The sequence below is a fragment of the Sorangium sp. So ce119 genome (assembly GCF_051524405.1).
GTDB lineage: Bacteria > Myxococcota_A > Polyangia > Polyangiales > Polyangiaceae > Sorangium > Sorangium cellulosum_G.
In genome coordinates this window covers 276,340-290,808 of the sequence record NZ_CP150310.1, presented here as the reverse complement: position 1 = coordinate 290,808, position 14,469 = coordinate 276,340, and the positions used below count along the sequence as shown (strand labels likewise).

12 protein-coding genes are annotated in these 14,469 nt (G+C 72.2%); 6 read left to right on the top strand and 6 right to left on the bottom strand.

Annotation, left to right across the window (positions count from 1 at the left end; all coding sequences use genetic code 11):
• Positions 1-98: 98 nt before the first annotated feature.
• Together WME76_RS01200 and WME76_RS01195 are read right to left on the bottom strand one after the other, a co-directional pair.
• Positions 99-1,370 (bottom strand): cytochrome P450 family protein, encoded by a 1,272-nt coding sequence (locus WME76_RS01200; RefSeq protein ID WP_437958389.1) that lies wholly within the window; start codon positions 1,368-1,370, stop codon positions 99-101.
• The gene (locus WME76_RS01195; RefSeq protein ID WP_437958388.1) at positions 1,367-1,984 is read right to left on the bottom strand and encodes a TetR/AcrR family transcriptional regulator; all 618 of its coding nucleotides are present in this window, start codon (positions 1,982-1,984) and stop codon (positions 1,367-1,369) included. The genes WME76_RS01200 and WME76_RS01195 overlap by 4 nt, the downstream gene beginning before the upstream one ends.
• A gap of 132 nt (positions 1,985-2,116) precedes the next feature.
• On the opposite strand from WME76_RS01195, the gene WME76_RS01190 reads away from it, so the two are divergent.
• The 4 genes from WME76_RS01190 (at position 2,117) to WME76_RS01175 (ending at position 7,334) form a co-directional block, all read left to right on the top strand.
• Positions 2,117-2,869, top strand: a complete 753-nt coding sequence (locus tag WME76_RS01190) for an AzlC family ABC transporter permease (RefSeq protein ID WP_437288347.1) — start codon at positions 2,117-2,119, stop codon at positions 2,867-2,869.
• A complete protein-coding gene (locus WME76_RS01185) occupies positions 2,866-3,195 on the top strand; it encodes an AzlD domain-containing protein (RefSeq protein ID WP_437958387.1) in 330 nt (109 codons plus the stop codon). Before WME76_RS01190 ends, WME76_RS01185 begins: the two co-directional genes overlap by 4 nt.
• A 90-nt stretch (positions 3,196-3,285) precedes the next feature.
• Complete coding sequence (locus WME76_RS01180; protein ID WP_437958386.1) at positions 3,286-6,522, top strand: protein kinase domain-containing protein; 3,237 nt, start codon at positions 3,286-3,288, stop codon at positions 6,520-6,522.
• Between the two features lie 56 nt (positions 6,523-6,578).
• Complete coding sequence (locus WME76_RS01175) at positions 6,579-7,334, top strand: glutathione S-transferase (protein ID WP_437958385.1); 756 nt, start codon at positions 6,579-6,581, stop codon at positions 7,332-7,334.
• 23 nt (positions 7,335-7,357) lie between these two features.
• On the opposite strand, the gene WME76_RS01170 is transcribed toward WME76_RS01175, so the two are convergent.
• Together WME76_RS01170 and WME76_RS01165 are read right to left on the bottom strand one after the other, a co-directional pair.
• Positions 7,358-8,038 carry a DJ-1/PfpI family protein gene (locus WME76_RS01170; RefSeq protein WP_437958384.1) on the bottom strand — a complete coding sequence of 227 codons (681 nt, stop codon included), beginning with the start codon at positions 8,036-8,038 and terminating at the stop codon, positions 7,358-7,360.
• Positions 8,039-8,332: 294 nt separating this feature from the next.
• Positions 8,333-9,019: a TetR/AcrR family transcriptional regulator gene (locus WME76_RS01165; protein ID WP_437958383.1), complete on the bottom strand. Its 687-nt coding sequence runs from the start codon at positions 9,017-9,019 to the stop codon at positions 8,333-8,335.
• 127 nt (positions 9,020-9,146) lie between these two features.
• Between WME76_RS01165 and WME76_RS01160 the strand changes: the two genes are divergently transcribed.
• Both WME76_RS01160 and WME76_RS01155 read left to right on the top strand, forming a co-directional pair.
• Positions 9,147-9,770, top strand: coding sequence for a VOC family protein (locus tag WME76_RS01160; protein WP_437958382.1), 624 nt, complete (start codon positions 9,147-9,149; stop codon positions 9,768-9,770).
• Positions 9,771-9,981: 211 nt separating this feature from the next.
• On the top strand, positions 9,982-10,407 hold the full coding sequence (locus tag WME76_RS01155; protein WP_061620282.1) for an organic hydroperoxide resistance protein: 426 nt from the start codon (positions 9,982-9,984) through the stop codon (positions 10,405-10,407).
• A gap of 90 nt (positions 10,408-10,497) precedes the next feature.
• Here the strand turns inward: WME76_RS01155 and WME76_RS01150 are convergent, their stop codons facing one another.
• Together WME76_RS01150 and WME76_RS01145 are read right to left on the bottom strand one after the other, a co-directional pair.
• On the bottom strand, positions 10,498-12,426 hold the full coding sequence (locus tag WME76_RS01150; RefSeq protein WP_437958381.1) for an ABC transporter ATP-binding protein: 1,929 nt from the start codon (positions 12,424-12,426) through the stop codon (positions 10,498-10,500).
• Entirely contained in the window at positions 12,423-14,366 is a 1,944-nt protein-coding gene (locus WME76_RS01145) for an ABC transporter ATP-binding protein (RefSeq protein ID WP_437958380.1), read from the bottom strand. Before WME76_RS01145 ends, WME76_RS01150 begins: the two co-directional genes overlap by 4 nt.
• Positions 14,367-14,469 lie beyond the last annotated feature (103 nt).

Below are 14,469 nucleotides of genomic sequence, written 5' to 3'. Positions count from 1 at the left end.
ACGCGTCTGCCACACCGAGGCGCTTCGCGACATGGCGAGGGAAGGCGAGCTGTTCTGTGCCTGGCGTCCTGGCTGTTTTCTACTGTCCTGTTCCGTCTCTAGGGGTGGAGCCCGGCCGCGGTCGGCCTGGCCGCGCGGGGCACGGAGTAGATCGGGGTCGCGGCGAACGTCACCGGTAGCCTCGTGAGCCCGCGCAGGATCGACGATGGCTTCCACGTCAGGGACGCACGCGGCACGGCGAGCCGAAGGCCGGGGAGGTCCCGGACGATCGCGGGGAACGCGACCTGCGCCTCGAGCCGCGCGAGCGGGGCGCCGAGGCAATAGTGCACGCCGCTGCCGAAGGCGAGGTGCCGGTTGGGCTCCCGATCGAGCGTCAGCCGCTCGGGGCTCTCGAAGACCTGCTCGTCGTGGTTGGCCGAGCCGAGCACCGGGAACACCCGCTGTCCCCGCGGGATCACGTGCTCGCCGAACGCGACATCCTCCGTCGTGTACCGCTCGGTCGCGAGGTCGACCGGGGTCGTGAAGCGCAGGAGCTCCTCGACCGCCGGCTTGATCAGCTCGGGCTCGCGCCGCAGGCGGTCGAGCGACCCCGGATCGTCGAGCAGGGCCAGCGTCCCGCTGGCGATCAGGTTCACCGTGGTCTCGTGCCCCGCCGCGACGAGGAGCAGGATCATCGCGAGCAGCTCCTCCTCGTTGAGCCGACTGCCCTCCTCCTCGGCCCGGACGAGCGCCGCGACGAGGTCGTCCCCGCCCGTGCGGCGGCGCTTCTCGACCAGCGCGCGCAGGTAGCGCATCATCATGTAAAGCGACGGTAGCGCGCGGACCATGTCGAGCGGCGTGCGGAGCTCGACAAGGCGGTTCGTCCAGGCGCGGAAGCGCGGCCAGTCGGCCTCCGGGATCCCGAGCAGCTCGCAGATCACCGTGATCGGCAACGGCAGCGCGAGCTCCTCGAGGAGGTCGATCGCGCCGCGCGCCCGGGCCCGCGCCACGAGGCGCTCGGTGAGCGTCACGATGCGCCCGCGCAGGTCCTCCACGCGCCGGGGCGTGAAGACCTGGTGTACCAGCGCGCGCAGCCGCGTGTGATCCGGAGGGTCCCTGTCGAGCATGCCGGTCGTGAGCGGACGGAGGAACGACGGCATCCACGGCGTCTGTTCGGCCCGCTCCTTCGCGCTCAGGACGCGGAACGGGTCCTTGCCGAGGCGCGGGTCCTTGAGCGCGGCGGCCACGTCGGCGTAGCGCGTCAAGAGCCACGCGGGCTTCCGGTCGCTGTACACGATGCGCACGACCGGCGCCTCGGCGCGCAGCCGCGCATACAGCGGATGGGGATTCGCCTTGTGCTGAGCGCTGGAGATGTCGGGAATGTTGTTCATGATCGACCGCCTTTCCTGGGAGCGCGCGGCCGCGCGGGCCCGCGCCCCGCGCCCGCTTCCGGCTGCGCCAGCGCGAGGAGCGCGTCGCGCAGCGCCTGCATCTGACCTTCCGTGAGCGCCGCCGTGCCGAGCGCCTCGGAGAGCCAGAAACCGTCGAGGGCGAACTGGATCGCGATGGCGCGCCCCTCGGAGATGTCCTCGGCCACGTCGCGCGCGAAGGCCTCGGCGTTCAGCTTGCCGATGTGGCGTGCCATCTCGGGCTGGGCGCCGACCGCCTCGATGAGCGCCAGGAGCAAGGCGCGCGGCGCGGCGGTCTCGCCCTTCTCGGCGTCGAAGGCGAGCGCGATCTGCGCCCGCAGCCGGGCGCCGCGCGGCTCCGGATCCCGCGCGGCGCGCTCTTCGGCGTCGTCGGTCATCCGCTTGCTCAGCCGGTCGACGATCGCGGTCAGGAGCGCGTCCTTCGTCGCGAAGTGGTGAAAGAAGCCCCCTTTGCTGATCTGCGCCTCGGTGATCACCGCCTCGATGGTCAGCGAGTTCACCCCGCGCGAGGCGATGAGCCGCTCGGCCGCGTCGAGGATGCGATCACGCGCGCTGGGATAGGTCCGCGCCGCCATGAGCAAACCATACCGACCGGTCGGTCTGTATGCAAGGCGTTCCGAGGTTCAGGGCAGGATCGCGTCTCCGGGGGTGGGCGCCTTGACTTTCGGATCGCGCCTGGACACTTCCTACGCCCTTCGAGCGCCCGCATGTCCCTCTCCGCCTCCGTCCGCGCCACCGCGCTCCACCCCGAGTTCCGCCGCGGCGCGCGCGACATGCTGCAGGTGTCGTTCGGCGTCGCCGCCTGGGGCCTCGTGACCGGCGTCGCGATGGTCAAGAGCGGGCTCGCGCCGCCGCTCGCTGCGCTGATGTCGCTCCTGGTCTTCGCCGGCAGCGCGCAGCTCGCGACGATGCCGCTCATCGCGTCGGGCGCGCCGATGTGGGTCATCTGGGCCACCGCCACGTGCGTGAACCTGCGCTTCGTGATCTTCAGCGCGATGTGGCGGCCCTATTTCGCGCGCCTGCCGCGCTGGCGCCGGTGCCTCATCGGCTACTTCAGCGGCGACCTGAACTACGTGATCTTCATGAAGCGCTTCCCCGACCCCACGCCGTCGCCCGCGCACGAGCCGTACTACTGGGGCGGCGTCGCGACGAACTGGTCCTCGTGGCACGGCTCGTCGCTCGGCGGCATCGCGCTGGCCAACGTGATCCCCGTCGAGTGGGGGCTCGGCTTCGCCGGCGTGCTCGCGCTGCTGGGCATCGCGTGCTCGCTGCTGCAGGACAGGGCCACCTGGCTTGCGGGCGGCACCGCCGCCTCGGCCGCGGTGGCGGCCTACGCGCTCCCGCTGAAGCTCAACATCCTTGTCGCGATCGCCGCCGCCGTCGCGGTCGGCCTCGGGATCGAGGCCGCCGAGGGGGCGCAGCGACGCGCCCGCGAGCGCGCCGAGGAGGCCCGGCGATGAGCGCCTGGGAGACCGTCGTCATCATCGTCGGGCTGGCGCTGATCACGCTGTTCACCCGCAGCTTCTTCCTGTTCCCCGAGGAGGACCTGCCGATGCCCGGCTGGCTCAGGCGCGGGCTGCGCTACGCGCCGCTGGCGGCGCTGGCCGCGGTGATCGTGCCCGAGGTGCTGATGACGCAGGGGCACATGATCGCGACCTTCCAGGACGCGCGGCTACCCGCGAGCGTCGCGGCCAGCGTCTACTACTTCTCGCGCCGCGATATCCTGGGCACCATCGTGACCGGAATGGCGGTGTTCCTGCCGCTGCGTATCGGGCTCGGCTGGTAGGCGCGCGCACCGCAGGTTCTCCTGGCGGACCGGGGCTGGTACTGTGACGCCATGTCGGATGAGGGTGCCCACCGACCGGCCGATCCCACGGTGTCATGCGCCGCCGGGAGCGGCCCGTCCGAGGCCGTGAGCCGCCTCGGCCCGGGGGATGTGGTCGGCGAGCGCTGGCGGATCGAGGAGCTCCTCCGGAAAGGCGGCATGGGCCGGGTCTTCCGGGCGACCGACCTTCGCCTCGGCGGGCCGGCGGCGCTCAAGCTGATCAACCCGGCGATCGTCGGGACCGAGCGCGCGCGCGCCCGCTTCCTCCTCGAGGCGCAGACCGCGGCGGCGCTGCGGGGCACGAACGTGGTGCAGGTCCTCGACTTCAACGTCGATGCGGCCACGCAGGTGCCCTACATCGCCATGGAGCTCCTCCGCGGCGAGGACCTGGCCGAGCGGCTGTCCCGAGGGCCCCTGTCGTACGACGAGACGGCGGCGATCCTCGCCGACGTCTGCAGCGCGATCGGCAAGGCGCACCGCATGGGCATCGTCCACCGCGACCTCAAGCCGGCCAACGTCTTCCTCGTCGAGGACGACGATCGCCCGCTCTGCAAGGTCCTCGACTTCGGCATCGTCAAGCTCGAGGACCTCGGGCTCGACCGCCGGGGGGCGCCGCAGACCGACGCGGGCTCCACGCTCGGCACGGTGAGCTACATGAGCCCGGAGCAGATCGCCAACGCCACCGGGGTCGATCACCGCGCGGACCTCTGGTCGATCGGCGTGATCGCCTACGAGTGCATGACCGGGCGCCGGCCCTTCCGCGGCGATTCGCTCTTCGAGCTGGTCCACAAGATCTGCTTCGACGTCCCGGTCGCGCCGTCGCGGCTCGCCGACGTTCCGGGCGGCTTCGACGGCTGGTTCGCGCGGGCGACGCACCGCGACCGCGACCGCCGGTTCGCCTCCGCCCGCGACCTCCTCGACGCGCTGCGCGCCCTGCCCGGTCGCCCTCCGGAGCCGGCGGCAAAGCGGCGCCCCGAGGGCGAGCGCGACGCCGGGCACCAGCAGAGCTGGGCCTCGGACGCCAACCAGATCGACATCGGCGCCCTCAAGGAGCTGACCTTCAAGAACGCCGTGGTCCGCGAGTTCCTCGACAGCGCCAACAAGCACTTCGTCTCGGGGAGCAAGGGGCTCGGCAAGACCCTCCTGCTCACCTACAAGCGGTCGGTCCTCAGCGAGATCTACCTGGCGACCGGCCGCGAGCGCCGTCAGTCGGCCGTACAGTTCATCCCGGAAGGGCGGCCCTACCTCGACCTGATGGGCGACCTGCCCAGCGTCGACCAGACCCGGATCGACCTCATGTCCGGGCTCCACGAGTGCAAGCGGCTCTGGAGCTTCAGCTTCCGCCTGTCGATCGTCTCGTGTCAGTCCGCCCTCGCCGGCGCCGGCGATCCCGAGGACCTGGACCCGCTCCCCCGGAGCCTGCGCGGCCTGCTCACGGGCCGGCCGGTCGAGCCGACGGTGGTGGTGAAGGAGCTCCTGTCGCTGACCGTCCGCCAGATCAACCAGGTGATCGACGCGATGGAGGGCCCGCTCGAGCGGCGGCTCCGCTCGCTCCACAGCGGCGTCTACCTCTTCATCGACAAGCTCGATCAGGCGCTCCGGCGGCTGCCCCGGGCGGCCTGGATCCACATGCAGGCGGGGATGATCGAGGCCGCGTGGGACCTGATGAACGCCAACCGGCACGTGAAGATCTTCGCCACGATCCGCGAGGAGGCGTTCTCCGCCTACGAGTCCGACATCAAGACCAACCTCTACGGCGCGACCTCGACGCTCCGCTACGCGAAGCACGAGCTCTTCGAGCTGCTCGAGAAGCTCACCTATTATTACGAGCGGCTGCCGCTCCGCGAGTTCATCCACCTCGACATGGTGAGCACGGGGCGCTCGGCCCGCGGCGAGGGGACGTTCGACTTCCTCTATCGCCACACGCTCGGGCGGCCGCGCGATCTCGTCATCCTCGCCTCGGAGATCTCGCGCAACCGCCGGGCCCTCGACGAGCGGACCTTCACGCAGATCGTGCAGGACAAGAGCGCCGGCCTCCTGGTCGCCAACATCTTCGACGAGATGCGGGTGTTCCTCGAGGTGCTCTGTCACCGCGACAAGCGGGCCGAGTTCCTCGGCCTGCTCCCGTGCGACGTCCTCACCCACGACGAGATGGTCGACGTCTGGTGCCGCTTTCACGGGGTCGATCGCGCGTATTTCGACGCCCACGGCCGGACCGCCGACGACGTCTATCACCCCTTCCGCGAGCTCTACGAGTGCGGCGTCCTCGGGGTCCTCGTCGCCGATCCCGCGTCCGAGCGCCAGGTACAGCGCTTCCGCCAGCCGCAGGACGCCGTGGTCGGCTCGCGCCACGAGCTGCCGCGCTCGCGGTATTACCTCCTCCACCCCTCGCTCCGCGGGCTGATCCAGTCGCTCCCCGGGGGCGGCCGGTTCCACGCGATCCGCAACGTCGTCATCGGCCACTGGGAGCCCTGGCCCCGCCACCTGGACCTCGTGGTCGACGTCCAGCGCGAGCTCTTCCGCCGCCCGGACGCCCCCGAGGAGATCGGCGAGGCGGTGTTCGCGCTGCTCGATCGCCTCACGGCCGACGTCGCCGGCGGCGAGACCGCCGACGCCGCGCGGCGGGCGATCGCCGCCTCCCCCACCTTCGCCCGCCTCAGCGCCCACCTCGATCGGATCCACTGGGACGATCTGCACCTCGCGCTCGTCGAGCTCTTCCCGGCCGAGCGGCGGGAGGAGGCGGAGCCGACCGACCGGGTCGAGGTGGCGATGCTCCTCATCGACATCGTCCGCTCGACCCACATGCTCCAGGACATCGGCGACACCCGCTTCGTCGACCACCTCAACCGGCTCCGCCGGGCGCTCCGCGGGTCGACGAGCCCCCGCCTCCTGAAGGGGACCGGCGACGGGTACCTGGCGGTCTATTCCACGATGACCGGCGCCCTCGAGGCGGCCAGCGTGCTCCGTCGCGCGGTCGACGATCCTGCCCAGCTCCGCCTCGTCGCGCACTGGGGCCCGGTGCGGATGAGCGATCATGACGTCATCGGCGCGGAGGTCCACCGGCTCTTCCGGATCGAGGCGATCACCGAGGAGGATCGCGCGGAGGAGCCGGGCGCCGATCTCGAGCGCGTCGCCCTGCCGCGCCCCGGCCGGGTGACCCTCTCGCGATCGGCGGTCGCCGCGCTCCCCGAGGCCGCGCGCGGGGGCTTCCGCCGGGCGGGCGCCTTCCGGCTCAAGGGGTTCGACGAGCCCGAGCCGATCTGGGTGGAGGCCGGCGCGGGCCCGTGAGCGCGCTCGCCCCCGGGAAGCGAGCGCTCGGCTGCGTGTGGTAGGCTGCCTGTGCCATGACCGAGCTGCTGGGCCTGATTTTCTCGCCGTGGACCGAGAAGGCGCGCTGGGCGCTCGACGTCCGGCGCGTCCCGTACACGTTCCGGCACTACCAGCCGCTGATCGGCGAGCCCGCGCTCCGCGCCAAGCTCCGGCGGTTCACGGGCCGGGTCAGCGTGCCTGTGCTGACGACCGACGACGGGCGCGTGATCGCCGACTCGACGGACATCGCGCGCTGGGCCGACGGGCGCGGCGACGGCCCGACGCTGTTCCCTGCCGAGCACCAGGCCGAGATCGCGCGGTTCATCGGTCTCTCGGAGCGCGCGCTCGACGCCGGGCGGGCCCTCTCGCTGGCGCGCATGCTGGCCGACGACGAGGCCCTCGCCGACATGACGCCCGGGCCGCTCCGCCGCGCGCTCGGTCCCCTCGCCTCGCGGCTCGGGGCGCTGGGCGTCCGCCGCACCCTCCGCAAGTACGACGGCCACACGGCCGACGGCGCGGCGCACCGGCGCGCGCTGGTCGACGCGCTCGACCAGATCCGCGCGACGCTCGCGCGGAAGACGCTGCCCGCGACGGCGCCGAAGACGCTGCTGGACCGCTTCACGTTCGCCGACATCGCGGTGAGCCAGGCGCTCGTGAGCGTGACGCCGCCGGCCGAGCTGAAGCTCAGCCCCGCCGGCCGGCGGTGCTTCGCCGACCCCGAGCTGCGCGACCGCTACGCCGACCTGATCGCGTGGCGCGACGAGCTGTACCGCGCCTTCCGGGCGAGCTGACCGACCGCGCCGTCGCGCCACCCTCACCAGCGCGCCTGGGCCTGCTCCGCTGCCCGCCTGGCCTCGGCGACGGCCGGCGCAGCCATGCCGCGCATCCGCTCGACGAGCGCCGCGGGCGCGGACTCGGGCGTGCCCGCCTGGAACGGCGGGTCGGGGGCGTATTCCATGATGAGCTGCGCCCTCTGCGCTACCTCGTCTCCCTGCATCCTGGCGGCGATCCGGAGGCCGAAGTCGATGCCTGACGTCACGCCGCCCCCCGTGATGCGGTTGCGGTCCTCGACATAGCGCGCGTCGAGGCGCTCGGCCCCGAGGAGCGGCAGCACCTCGCGGAAGGCCCAGTGCGTTGTCGCGCGGTAACCGCGGAGCAGCCCGGCCGCGCCGAGCACGAGCGCCCCCGTGCAGACGCTCGTCACGTAGCCGGCCTGCCCCGCCCTCGCCGAGAGGAAGTCGAGGACCTCGGCGTCTTTCATCACGGCGATCGTGCCTTCCACGCCGCCTGGAACGAAGAGGACCGCGACCTCTTCAGGGCACGTCGCGAAGCTCGCGGTCGGGAGGAGCGTGATGCCCATGTCCGTCGTCACGGGGTCGAGCGTCTTCCACACGAGGTGTATCTGCACGTCTTCGAGGAAGCCGAAGGCGGTCTGCGGGCCGATGAGGTCGAGCGCGGTGAAGCCAGGGTAAACGAGCATGGCGATGTGCTGCATCGGGGAGTCCTCTCCTCGAGGTGTCGTGGGGGATGGCCCGGGATCGCCGTCGTCCTGCGCGCACCCGCCGAGCGTTTGCAGGGCGGCAGCCGCGGCGCTCGCGGCGGCGAGATCCAGTATCTGTCGTCGTCTCATGACGCGGGATCTAGACGCTGCGACGCCGCGCGACGATGTGACACGTTGTCCTGCGTCGCGATGTCGCATCGGGCGCTCCGCCGCCCCGGAGGCCCCTTCGGGGATGCTCGGATGGGGGCGAGGTGAGCTATCGGCGCACGATCGCGATGCGCGGTCCCTTCACGCGCGGCGGCGCGGCCGCTTGTCTGGCGCGGCGGGCGGCGCGGCGGACGGCGCGGCGGCGAGCCATCGATCGAGCTCGCCGGCGACGTGGTGGAAGTCGAACCCTCCGGCGTGGACCCCGAGCTGGGTCATCGCGCCGATGACGAAGGACGTGACGACGCGGGCGGCGGCGCGCGGGTCCAGATCGGAGCGGAGCTGTCCGCTGCGGACGCCGTGCCGCACGATCTGCTCCACCGCGAGGTTCCACGCCTCGTGGACCTCGCGCAGCGCGGTCTGCGCCGCCGGATCGCGCTGCGCGCGCGCGGAGAGCTCTTGCAGCACGGCCGCGAGGTGCGGGTTGTCCTGGAAGGTGCGCCATGCGCTCTCGAGGTGCGCTCTCAGGGTCGCGCGCGCGTCCGTCGGGCCTGCGGCGCCCGGGCCTTCCGGCCGGCGCTGCGCCTCGACGAATTTGCCCGTCACGTGCGCGACGATGGCGGCGAGGAGCGCGTCCTTCGTCCCGAAGTAGTAGTGCAGCGTCGAGATGTTGACGCCCGCGCGCGCCGCGATGTCGCGCGTCCTCAGCCCCTCGAGCCCCTTCTCGGCGATGAGCGTATACGCCGCCTCGAGCAGGTCGCGCCGCCGCGCTGCACCGAGCTCCGTGGCCGAGGTCATGCCGGCCGCCGCGACGCCTCTCGTCTTCGCCAAGCCCGCGGAACGCTACTGATTTTCTCCGTTTCCAGCAAGCGCCCGCGGCGCCCGCCTTGACCGCCCGCCCGCCGTCGCGTACGTTCAATCAACTGATTGATTGAATCTCATTGCAGGGAGGAATCGCATGATGTCTCCGGAGCTCACCGCCGTTCCGTTCTCCGCCGTTCCGTTCTCCGCGCGTGTCCAGCGGAGGGCGATCGGCGCGGGAATGCGCCTGTTCTTCGCCTGGTCGCACCTCGTGTACCGCCTGAGCCCCCCGTGGGGCGGCAAGCTGCGCGCGGTCGATCACCTCACCGTGCCGTGCTCGGATCTCCAGGTGGCCGAGCGGTTCTACGTCGGGCTGCTCGGCGCGCGCGTGATGATGCGAGTCGACGCCGAGTTCCTCGCGCGGATGGGGCGCCCTGCGGACGAGATCGCGCGCGGCGTTCACCTGTCGATCGTGTTCGCTGGCGGGCCGCGACTCGACCTCTTCGAGTCGTCGATCGGCCAGCCGCCCCGCGCGGCGTCGCACCCGCACTGCGCGCTCGGGGTCGCGCCGGGCAAGCTCCTCGCCTGGAAGAAGCGCCTGAACGACGCCGGCGTGCCGACGTACGGCCCCACGCGGCTCGGACCGCCGGGCCACGCGTCGCTCTACTTCAACGATCCGTTCGGAAATCGCCTCGAGCTCGTCACGCTCGGGTTCACCGCGGAGATACCGGTCGGGGCGCCGGACGTCTCCGCGCTCGAGTACACCTGGTCGGGCGCGTGAGAGAGCGCGTCCCGGGCACGGGTCCGCTCGCCGGCGGCCTCGCGATCCGGACGCGTCACATCGACGTCACGTTATCGAGGGCGCGCGTCACGCCTGCGGCCTCTCCTCCCCGATTGCGGACGATGGACTTGGGCAGTATGGGTGCGTATCCGAACGGCTGCCCGGCCGGGCCCTGCCCAGCCTGGCTCTCTGCCACGAAAGGAGCTCTCCGATGCCTGTCGACGTGAAGTACACGACCCAAGCCACTGCCAATGGGGGCCGGGATGGCCGCGCCACCACCGCGGACGGCACCCTCGACGTGAAGCTCTCGACGCCGAAGGAGCTCGGCGGCGCCGGCGGTGACGGGAACAACCCCGAGCAGCTCTTCGCCGCGGGTTATGCGGCCTGCTTCCTGGGTGCCCTGAAGTTCGTGGCCGGGCAGGAGAAGGCCCGGATCCCCGCCGACAGCACCGTGACCGCGTCCGTCGGCATCGGCCCCCGCTCCGAGGGCGGTTTCGGCATCGACGTCGGCCTCCGGATCTCGCTTCCGGGCCTGGAGCGCGCGCAAGCCGAGCAGCTCGTCGAGAAGGCGCACCAGGTTTGCCCGTACTCGAACGCCACGCGCAACAACGTCCCGGTCCGCCTCGAGGTCGTCTGACCTCCTGATCCCCCCGCGCGCCGCCTCCGACCGCGGCGCGCTCTCCCCCCTCTCGCGATCGAGCGCAGGCCCCCGGCGGGGGCCGCTCCATCAAGCCTCCGCGAGGCTCTCCCCGTCCCCCGCGAGCTCCCGATGGAGCGCCGCGAACACCCCCCCGCGCGCGAGCAGCTCCGCGTGCGTCCCCTGCTCGACGACCCGCCCGTGGTCGAGCACGACGACCCGATCCGCGTGCCGGATCGTGCTCAGCCGGTGGGCCACCACGAAGCTCGTGCGCCCCTCCAGGAGCCTGCCGAGCGCCGCCTGCAGCCGGGCCTCGGTGAGCGCGTCCACCGAGCTCGTCGCCTCGTCGAGCAGCACGATCCGCGGCCGGGCGACCACGGCGCGCAGGAAGCATACGATCTGCCGCTGCCCCAGCGACAGCCCCGTCCCTCGCTCGCCGACCTCGGTGCGCAGGCCGTCCGGGAGCGCCTCGAGCACGTCGAGCACATCCAGGCTCCGCGCCGCGTCGCGGATCTCCGCGTCCGTCGCCGCCGGGTTCCCCAGGCGCACGTTGTCGAGCACCGTCCCGCTGAACAGGAAGTTGCTCTGCAGCACCAGCCCGAGCTGCGCGCGCAGCGACGCGGACGACGTCCCCGCGAGATCGTGCCCGTCGATCGTGATGACCCCCGCCGTCGGCCGGTAGAGCTTCGCGAGCAGGTTCAGGATCGACGTCTTGCCGCTGCCCGTGTGCCCGACGAGCGCGATCATCTGGCCCGGCTCGGCGACGAGATCCACCCCGTGGAGCACCGGCTTGCCCGGCTCGTACGCGAAGTGCACCCCCTCGAAGACCACCCGCCCGCGCGCCGGGGGCAGCGCCGGATAGCCGCGCTCGTCGGGCCAGTCGGGCTCCGTGTCGAGCACGCGAAACAGCCGCTCCGCGCCCGCCATGGCCGTGAGCGCCTGGTTGTACTGATTGCCGAGCACGGGGATCGGGTTGAACAGGAGGTTCGTCAGGAAGAAGAACTGCACGAGCACGCTCAGCTCGATCGCGCCGCCCAGCGCCTGATAGCCGCCGACCACGACGAGGACCGCCAGGAAGAGCTGCCCGTTGAACTCGAGCAGCGGCAGGAAGACCGCCGAGTGGCGCGCCGCATCCATGTTGTAGCGGGAATGGTCGAAGATCAGCGCGCGGAAGAGCCCTCCGTTGATGTCCTGCCGCACGAACCCCTGCGTCACGCGGACCCCGGTGACCGACTCGGCGAGCGTGGCCGTGACGCGGCTGAAGCTCTCCTGCGCGCGCTGGTGCGCGGCGCCGAGGCGCTTGTGGAAATAGACGATCAGCCCCCAGAAGACGGGGACCATCGCCAGGACCACGAGGAAGAGGGTGAAATGGAAGTACGCCATCAGCCCCATGGCGACAGCCATCGTGCCGAGCTGCACGGTGCTCACGAACACCACGTCCTGCACGGCCACCCGGATCGCGTCGATATCGGACGTCATCCGGCCGATGAGGCGCCCCACCTTCGTCTTCACGAAGAAGCTCATGGGCATGCGCAGCAGGTGCCGCTCCAGCCTGTCGCGCAGGTCGAACACCACCGCTTCCCCGAGCTCGAGGGCGAATCGCGCCCGGAAGTGGAAGACGAGCGCGGTGACCAGGGCGAACAGCGCGAAGCCGAGGACGGAGAGCAGCGTCGCGCGCGCGTCGCGGCGGGCGACCGGGCCGCTGATGATCGCGCCGACCGCCCACGTCAGGAGCGGGAGCTGGACCGACCGCACGACGACCAGCAGAAAGAGTAGATTACGCTTCCTCGCGTACGGGCGGGTGAAGCCGAACAGGCGCCGCACGAGCCCGAGGTCGAGCCGCCGGTGGTCGGGCTCCCGCTCGTCGTCGAGCGCGGCGCGCGCGAGTCCGAGCCGCACGTCGATGGCCGGCGCCTCGGGGGCGGGGCGCGCGTCCCCCGGCGCGTCCACCGCGCGGCGCGGCGCATCGGACGTATGGCGCGTCTGGCGCACCTCACGCGTCTCGCCCGCGCGGCTCACGCCGGGTCCTCCGCCGGGGCCGGCCGCGCCGGGCGGCCGCCCGGCCGGCTCGCGGGGGCGGCCTCGGCGCGCGCCGCGCCGACGTGGGCGTCGTGCAGCGCGAGCGCGCTCGCGTAGTGGCCGCGCCGGCCGAGGAGCTCCTCGTGGGTCCCCCGCTCGGCGATGCGGCCCCGGTCGAGCACGATCACCTGGTGCGCGCGGCGGAGCAGGTGGGCCCGGTGCGTGGCCATGATCGTCGTCCGCCCCCGGGTGGCGCTGAGGATGGCGTCGAGGATCTCGCGCTCGGTGCTCGCGTCCACCGCGGCGGTCGGGTCGTCGAGCAGGAGCAGCGGCGGGTCGAGCAGCACGGCGCGGGCGATGGCGAGCCGCTGCCGCTGCCCGCCCGAGAGGTTGACCGCCGACTCGCCGAGCTCGGTGTCGTAGCCCTCGGGCAGCTCCCGGATGAACTCGTGCGCGCACGCGATCACCGCGGCGCGCTCGATCTGCTCCCGCGTCGCGTGCGGCGCGCCGAACGCGATGTTCGCCGCCACCGTGTTGCTGAAGAGGAAGTTGTCCTGGAAGACGACCCCCATCCGCCGGCGGATGAAGTCGAGGTCGTGGCGCCGGAGGTCGACGCCGTCGAGCACGACGCGCCCGGCGGTCGGATCGTAGAAGCGCGGGATCAGGCTGAGCAGGGTGCTCTTGCCGGCGCCGGTGGGGCCGACCACGGCGACGAACTGCCCGGGCGCGATGTCGAGCTGGATGTCGTGCAGGACGGGCCTCGCCGCGTCGTAGCCGAACGTGACGCGGTCGAACACGAGGCGCCCCGCCACCTCGGCGGGCCGCGCGGGCGCCTCGGGGCTCGTGATCTCCACCGGGGTGTCGAGCACCTCGAACACGCGCCGCGCGCCGATGAAGCTCTGCTGCGCCGTGTTGACGATCGTGGCCATGCTCGCGATCTGCCCGGCGAACTGCTGCAGGATGCCGGCGAACACAACGAGCTGCCCGAGCGTCATCCGGTCGCGCGCCACGAGCAGCCCGCCCATGCCGAGCAGGACGACCTGGTTCACCTGCCCGAGCAGCTCGATGGTCGGGCTGAGCACGCTGACCTTCCGGAACGTGTCCTGCTGCTGCTCGCGCACCTCGCGGTTGCGCTCGTCGAAGCGGCGGTGGGCCTCGCGCTCCCGCCCGAGCCCCTTGATGACCTGGATCCCCTGCAGCCCCTCGGTGAAGCTCAGCACCATCCGGTCCACGAGCTCCCGGTTGCGCAGGTAGGCGGGCCGCGCCCACCGGGCGAACAGCGTGCTCGCGATCCAGATGAGCGGCGTCGGCGCGAGGCACGCGATCGTCAGGAGGGCGTGCGCGCGCAGCATGTACGCGACGTACACGCCGAGCGACAGGACCATGATGACGCTCTGGAGCAGCACGCCGTCGACGAACGAGCGCACGAGCTGCACGTCGCTGGTGACGCGGTTGATCAGCGAGCCGCTCTTGTTCGCGTCGAAGAACCGGAAGCTCAGCCGCTGGAGCTTGTCGTACACCCTCGCCCGGAGATCCGGGACGATCTCCATGTGGACGAGGTGGCCCACGGAGAGCGCGTACCCGTAGTTGAGCACCGCGCGCGCCGCGGCCATGGCGAGGATGGCGCCGCCGATCGAGCCGACCGCGAGCATCGGCTCCCGCTCGACGTCGACCAGCCGGCCGAGGCCGAGCGGCAGCGCGGGCGCGCGGACCGACGGATCGAGCCGGTGGCGGAGGATGTCGATGGCGAGCCCCGTCAGGCCGAGCCCCGCGAGCCCCAGCGAGAGCAGGACGATCTGGTAGCCGAGGACGCGGGCGACGCGCCCGCGGTACGCCCACGCCAGCTCGAGCAGCCGCGCGAGGAGCGAGCGCCCGGCGCGGGGGCGCGCGGTCGTGGGGGCCGAGGGGGAGCCGAGGCCGAGACGTGAACCGGACAACATCGAAGCGAGGAACCTGGCAGTCCGGCCACGCCGGGGGGCCGTAACCTACCGGTTCGCGCGGCGTTGGCCAGCGGCCGTGACGCGCGCGCTCCGCGTCAGCGCC

Excerpts from the sequence above, each read along its gene's own strand:
- WME76_RS01200 (WP_437958389.1), bottom strand. The coding sequence starts at position 1,370 with ATGAACAACATTCCCGACATCTCCAGCGCTCAGCACAAGGCGAATCCC.
- WME76_RS01195 (WP_437958388.1), bottom strand. The coding sequence starts at position 1,984 with ATGGCGGCGCGGACCTATCCCAGCGCGCGTGATCGCATCCTCGACGCG.
- WME76_RS01190 (WP_437288347.1), top strand. The coding sequence starts at position 2,117 with ATGTCCCTCTCCGCCTCCGTCCGCGCCACCGCGCTCCACCCCGAGTTC.
- WME76_RS01185 (WP_437958387.1), top strand. The coding sequence starts at position 2,866 with ATGAGCGCCTGGGAGACCGTCGTCATCATCGTCGGGCTGGCGCTGATC.
- WME76_RS01175 (WP_437958385.1), top strand. The coding sequence starts at position 6,579 with ATGACCGAGCTGCTGGGCCTGATTTTCTCGCCGTGGACCGAGAAGGCG.
- WME76_RS01170 (WP_437958384.1), bottom strand. The coding sequence starts at position 8,038 with ATGCAGCACATCGCCATGCTCGTTTACCCTGGCTTCACCGCGCTCGAC.
- WME76_RS01160 (WP_437958382.1), top strand. The coding sequence starts at position 9,147 with ATGATGTCTCCGGAGCTCACCGCCGTTCCGTTCTCCGCCGTTCCGTTC.
- WME76_RS01155 (WP_061620282.1), top strand. The coding sequence starts at position 9,982 with ATGCCTGTCGACGTGAAGTACACGACCCAAGCCACTGCCAATGGGGGC.
- WME76_RS01145 (WP_437958380.1), bottom strand. The coding sequence starts at position 14,366 with ATGTTGTCCGGTTCACGTCTCGGCCTCGGCTCCCCCTCGGCCCCCACG.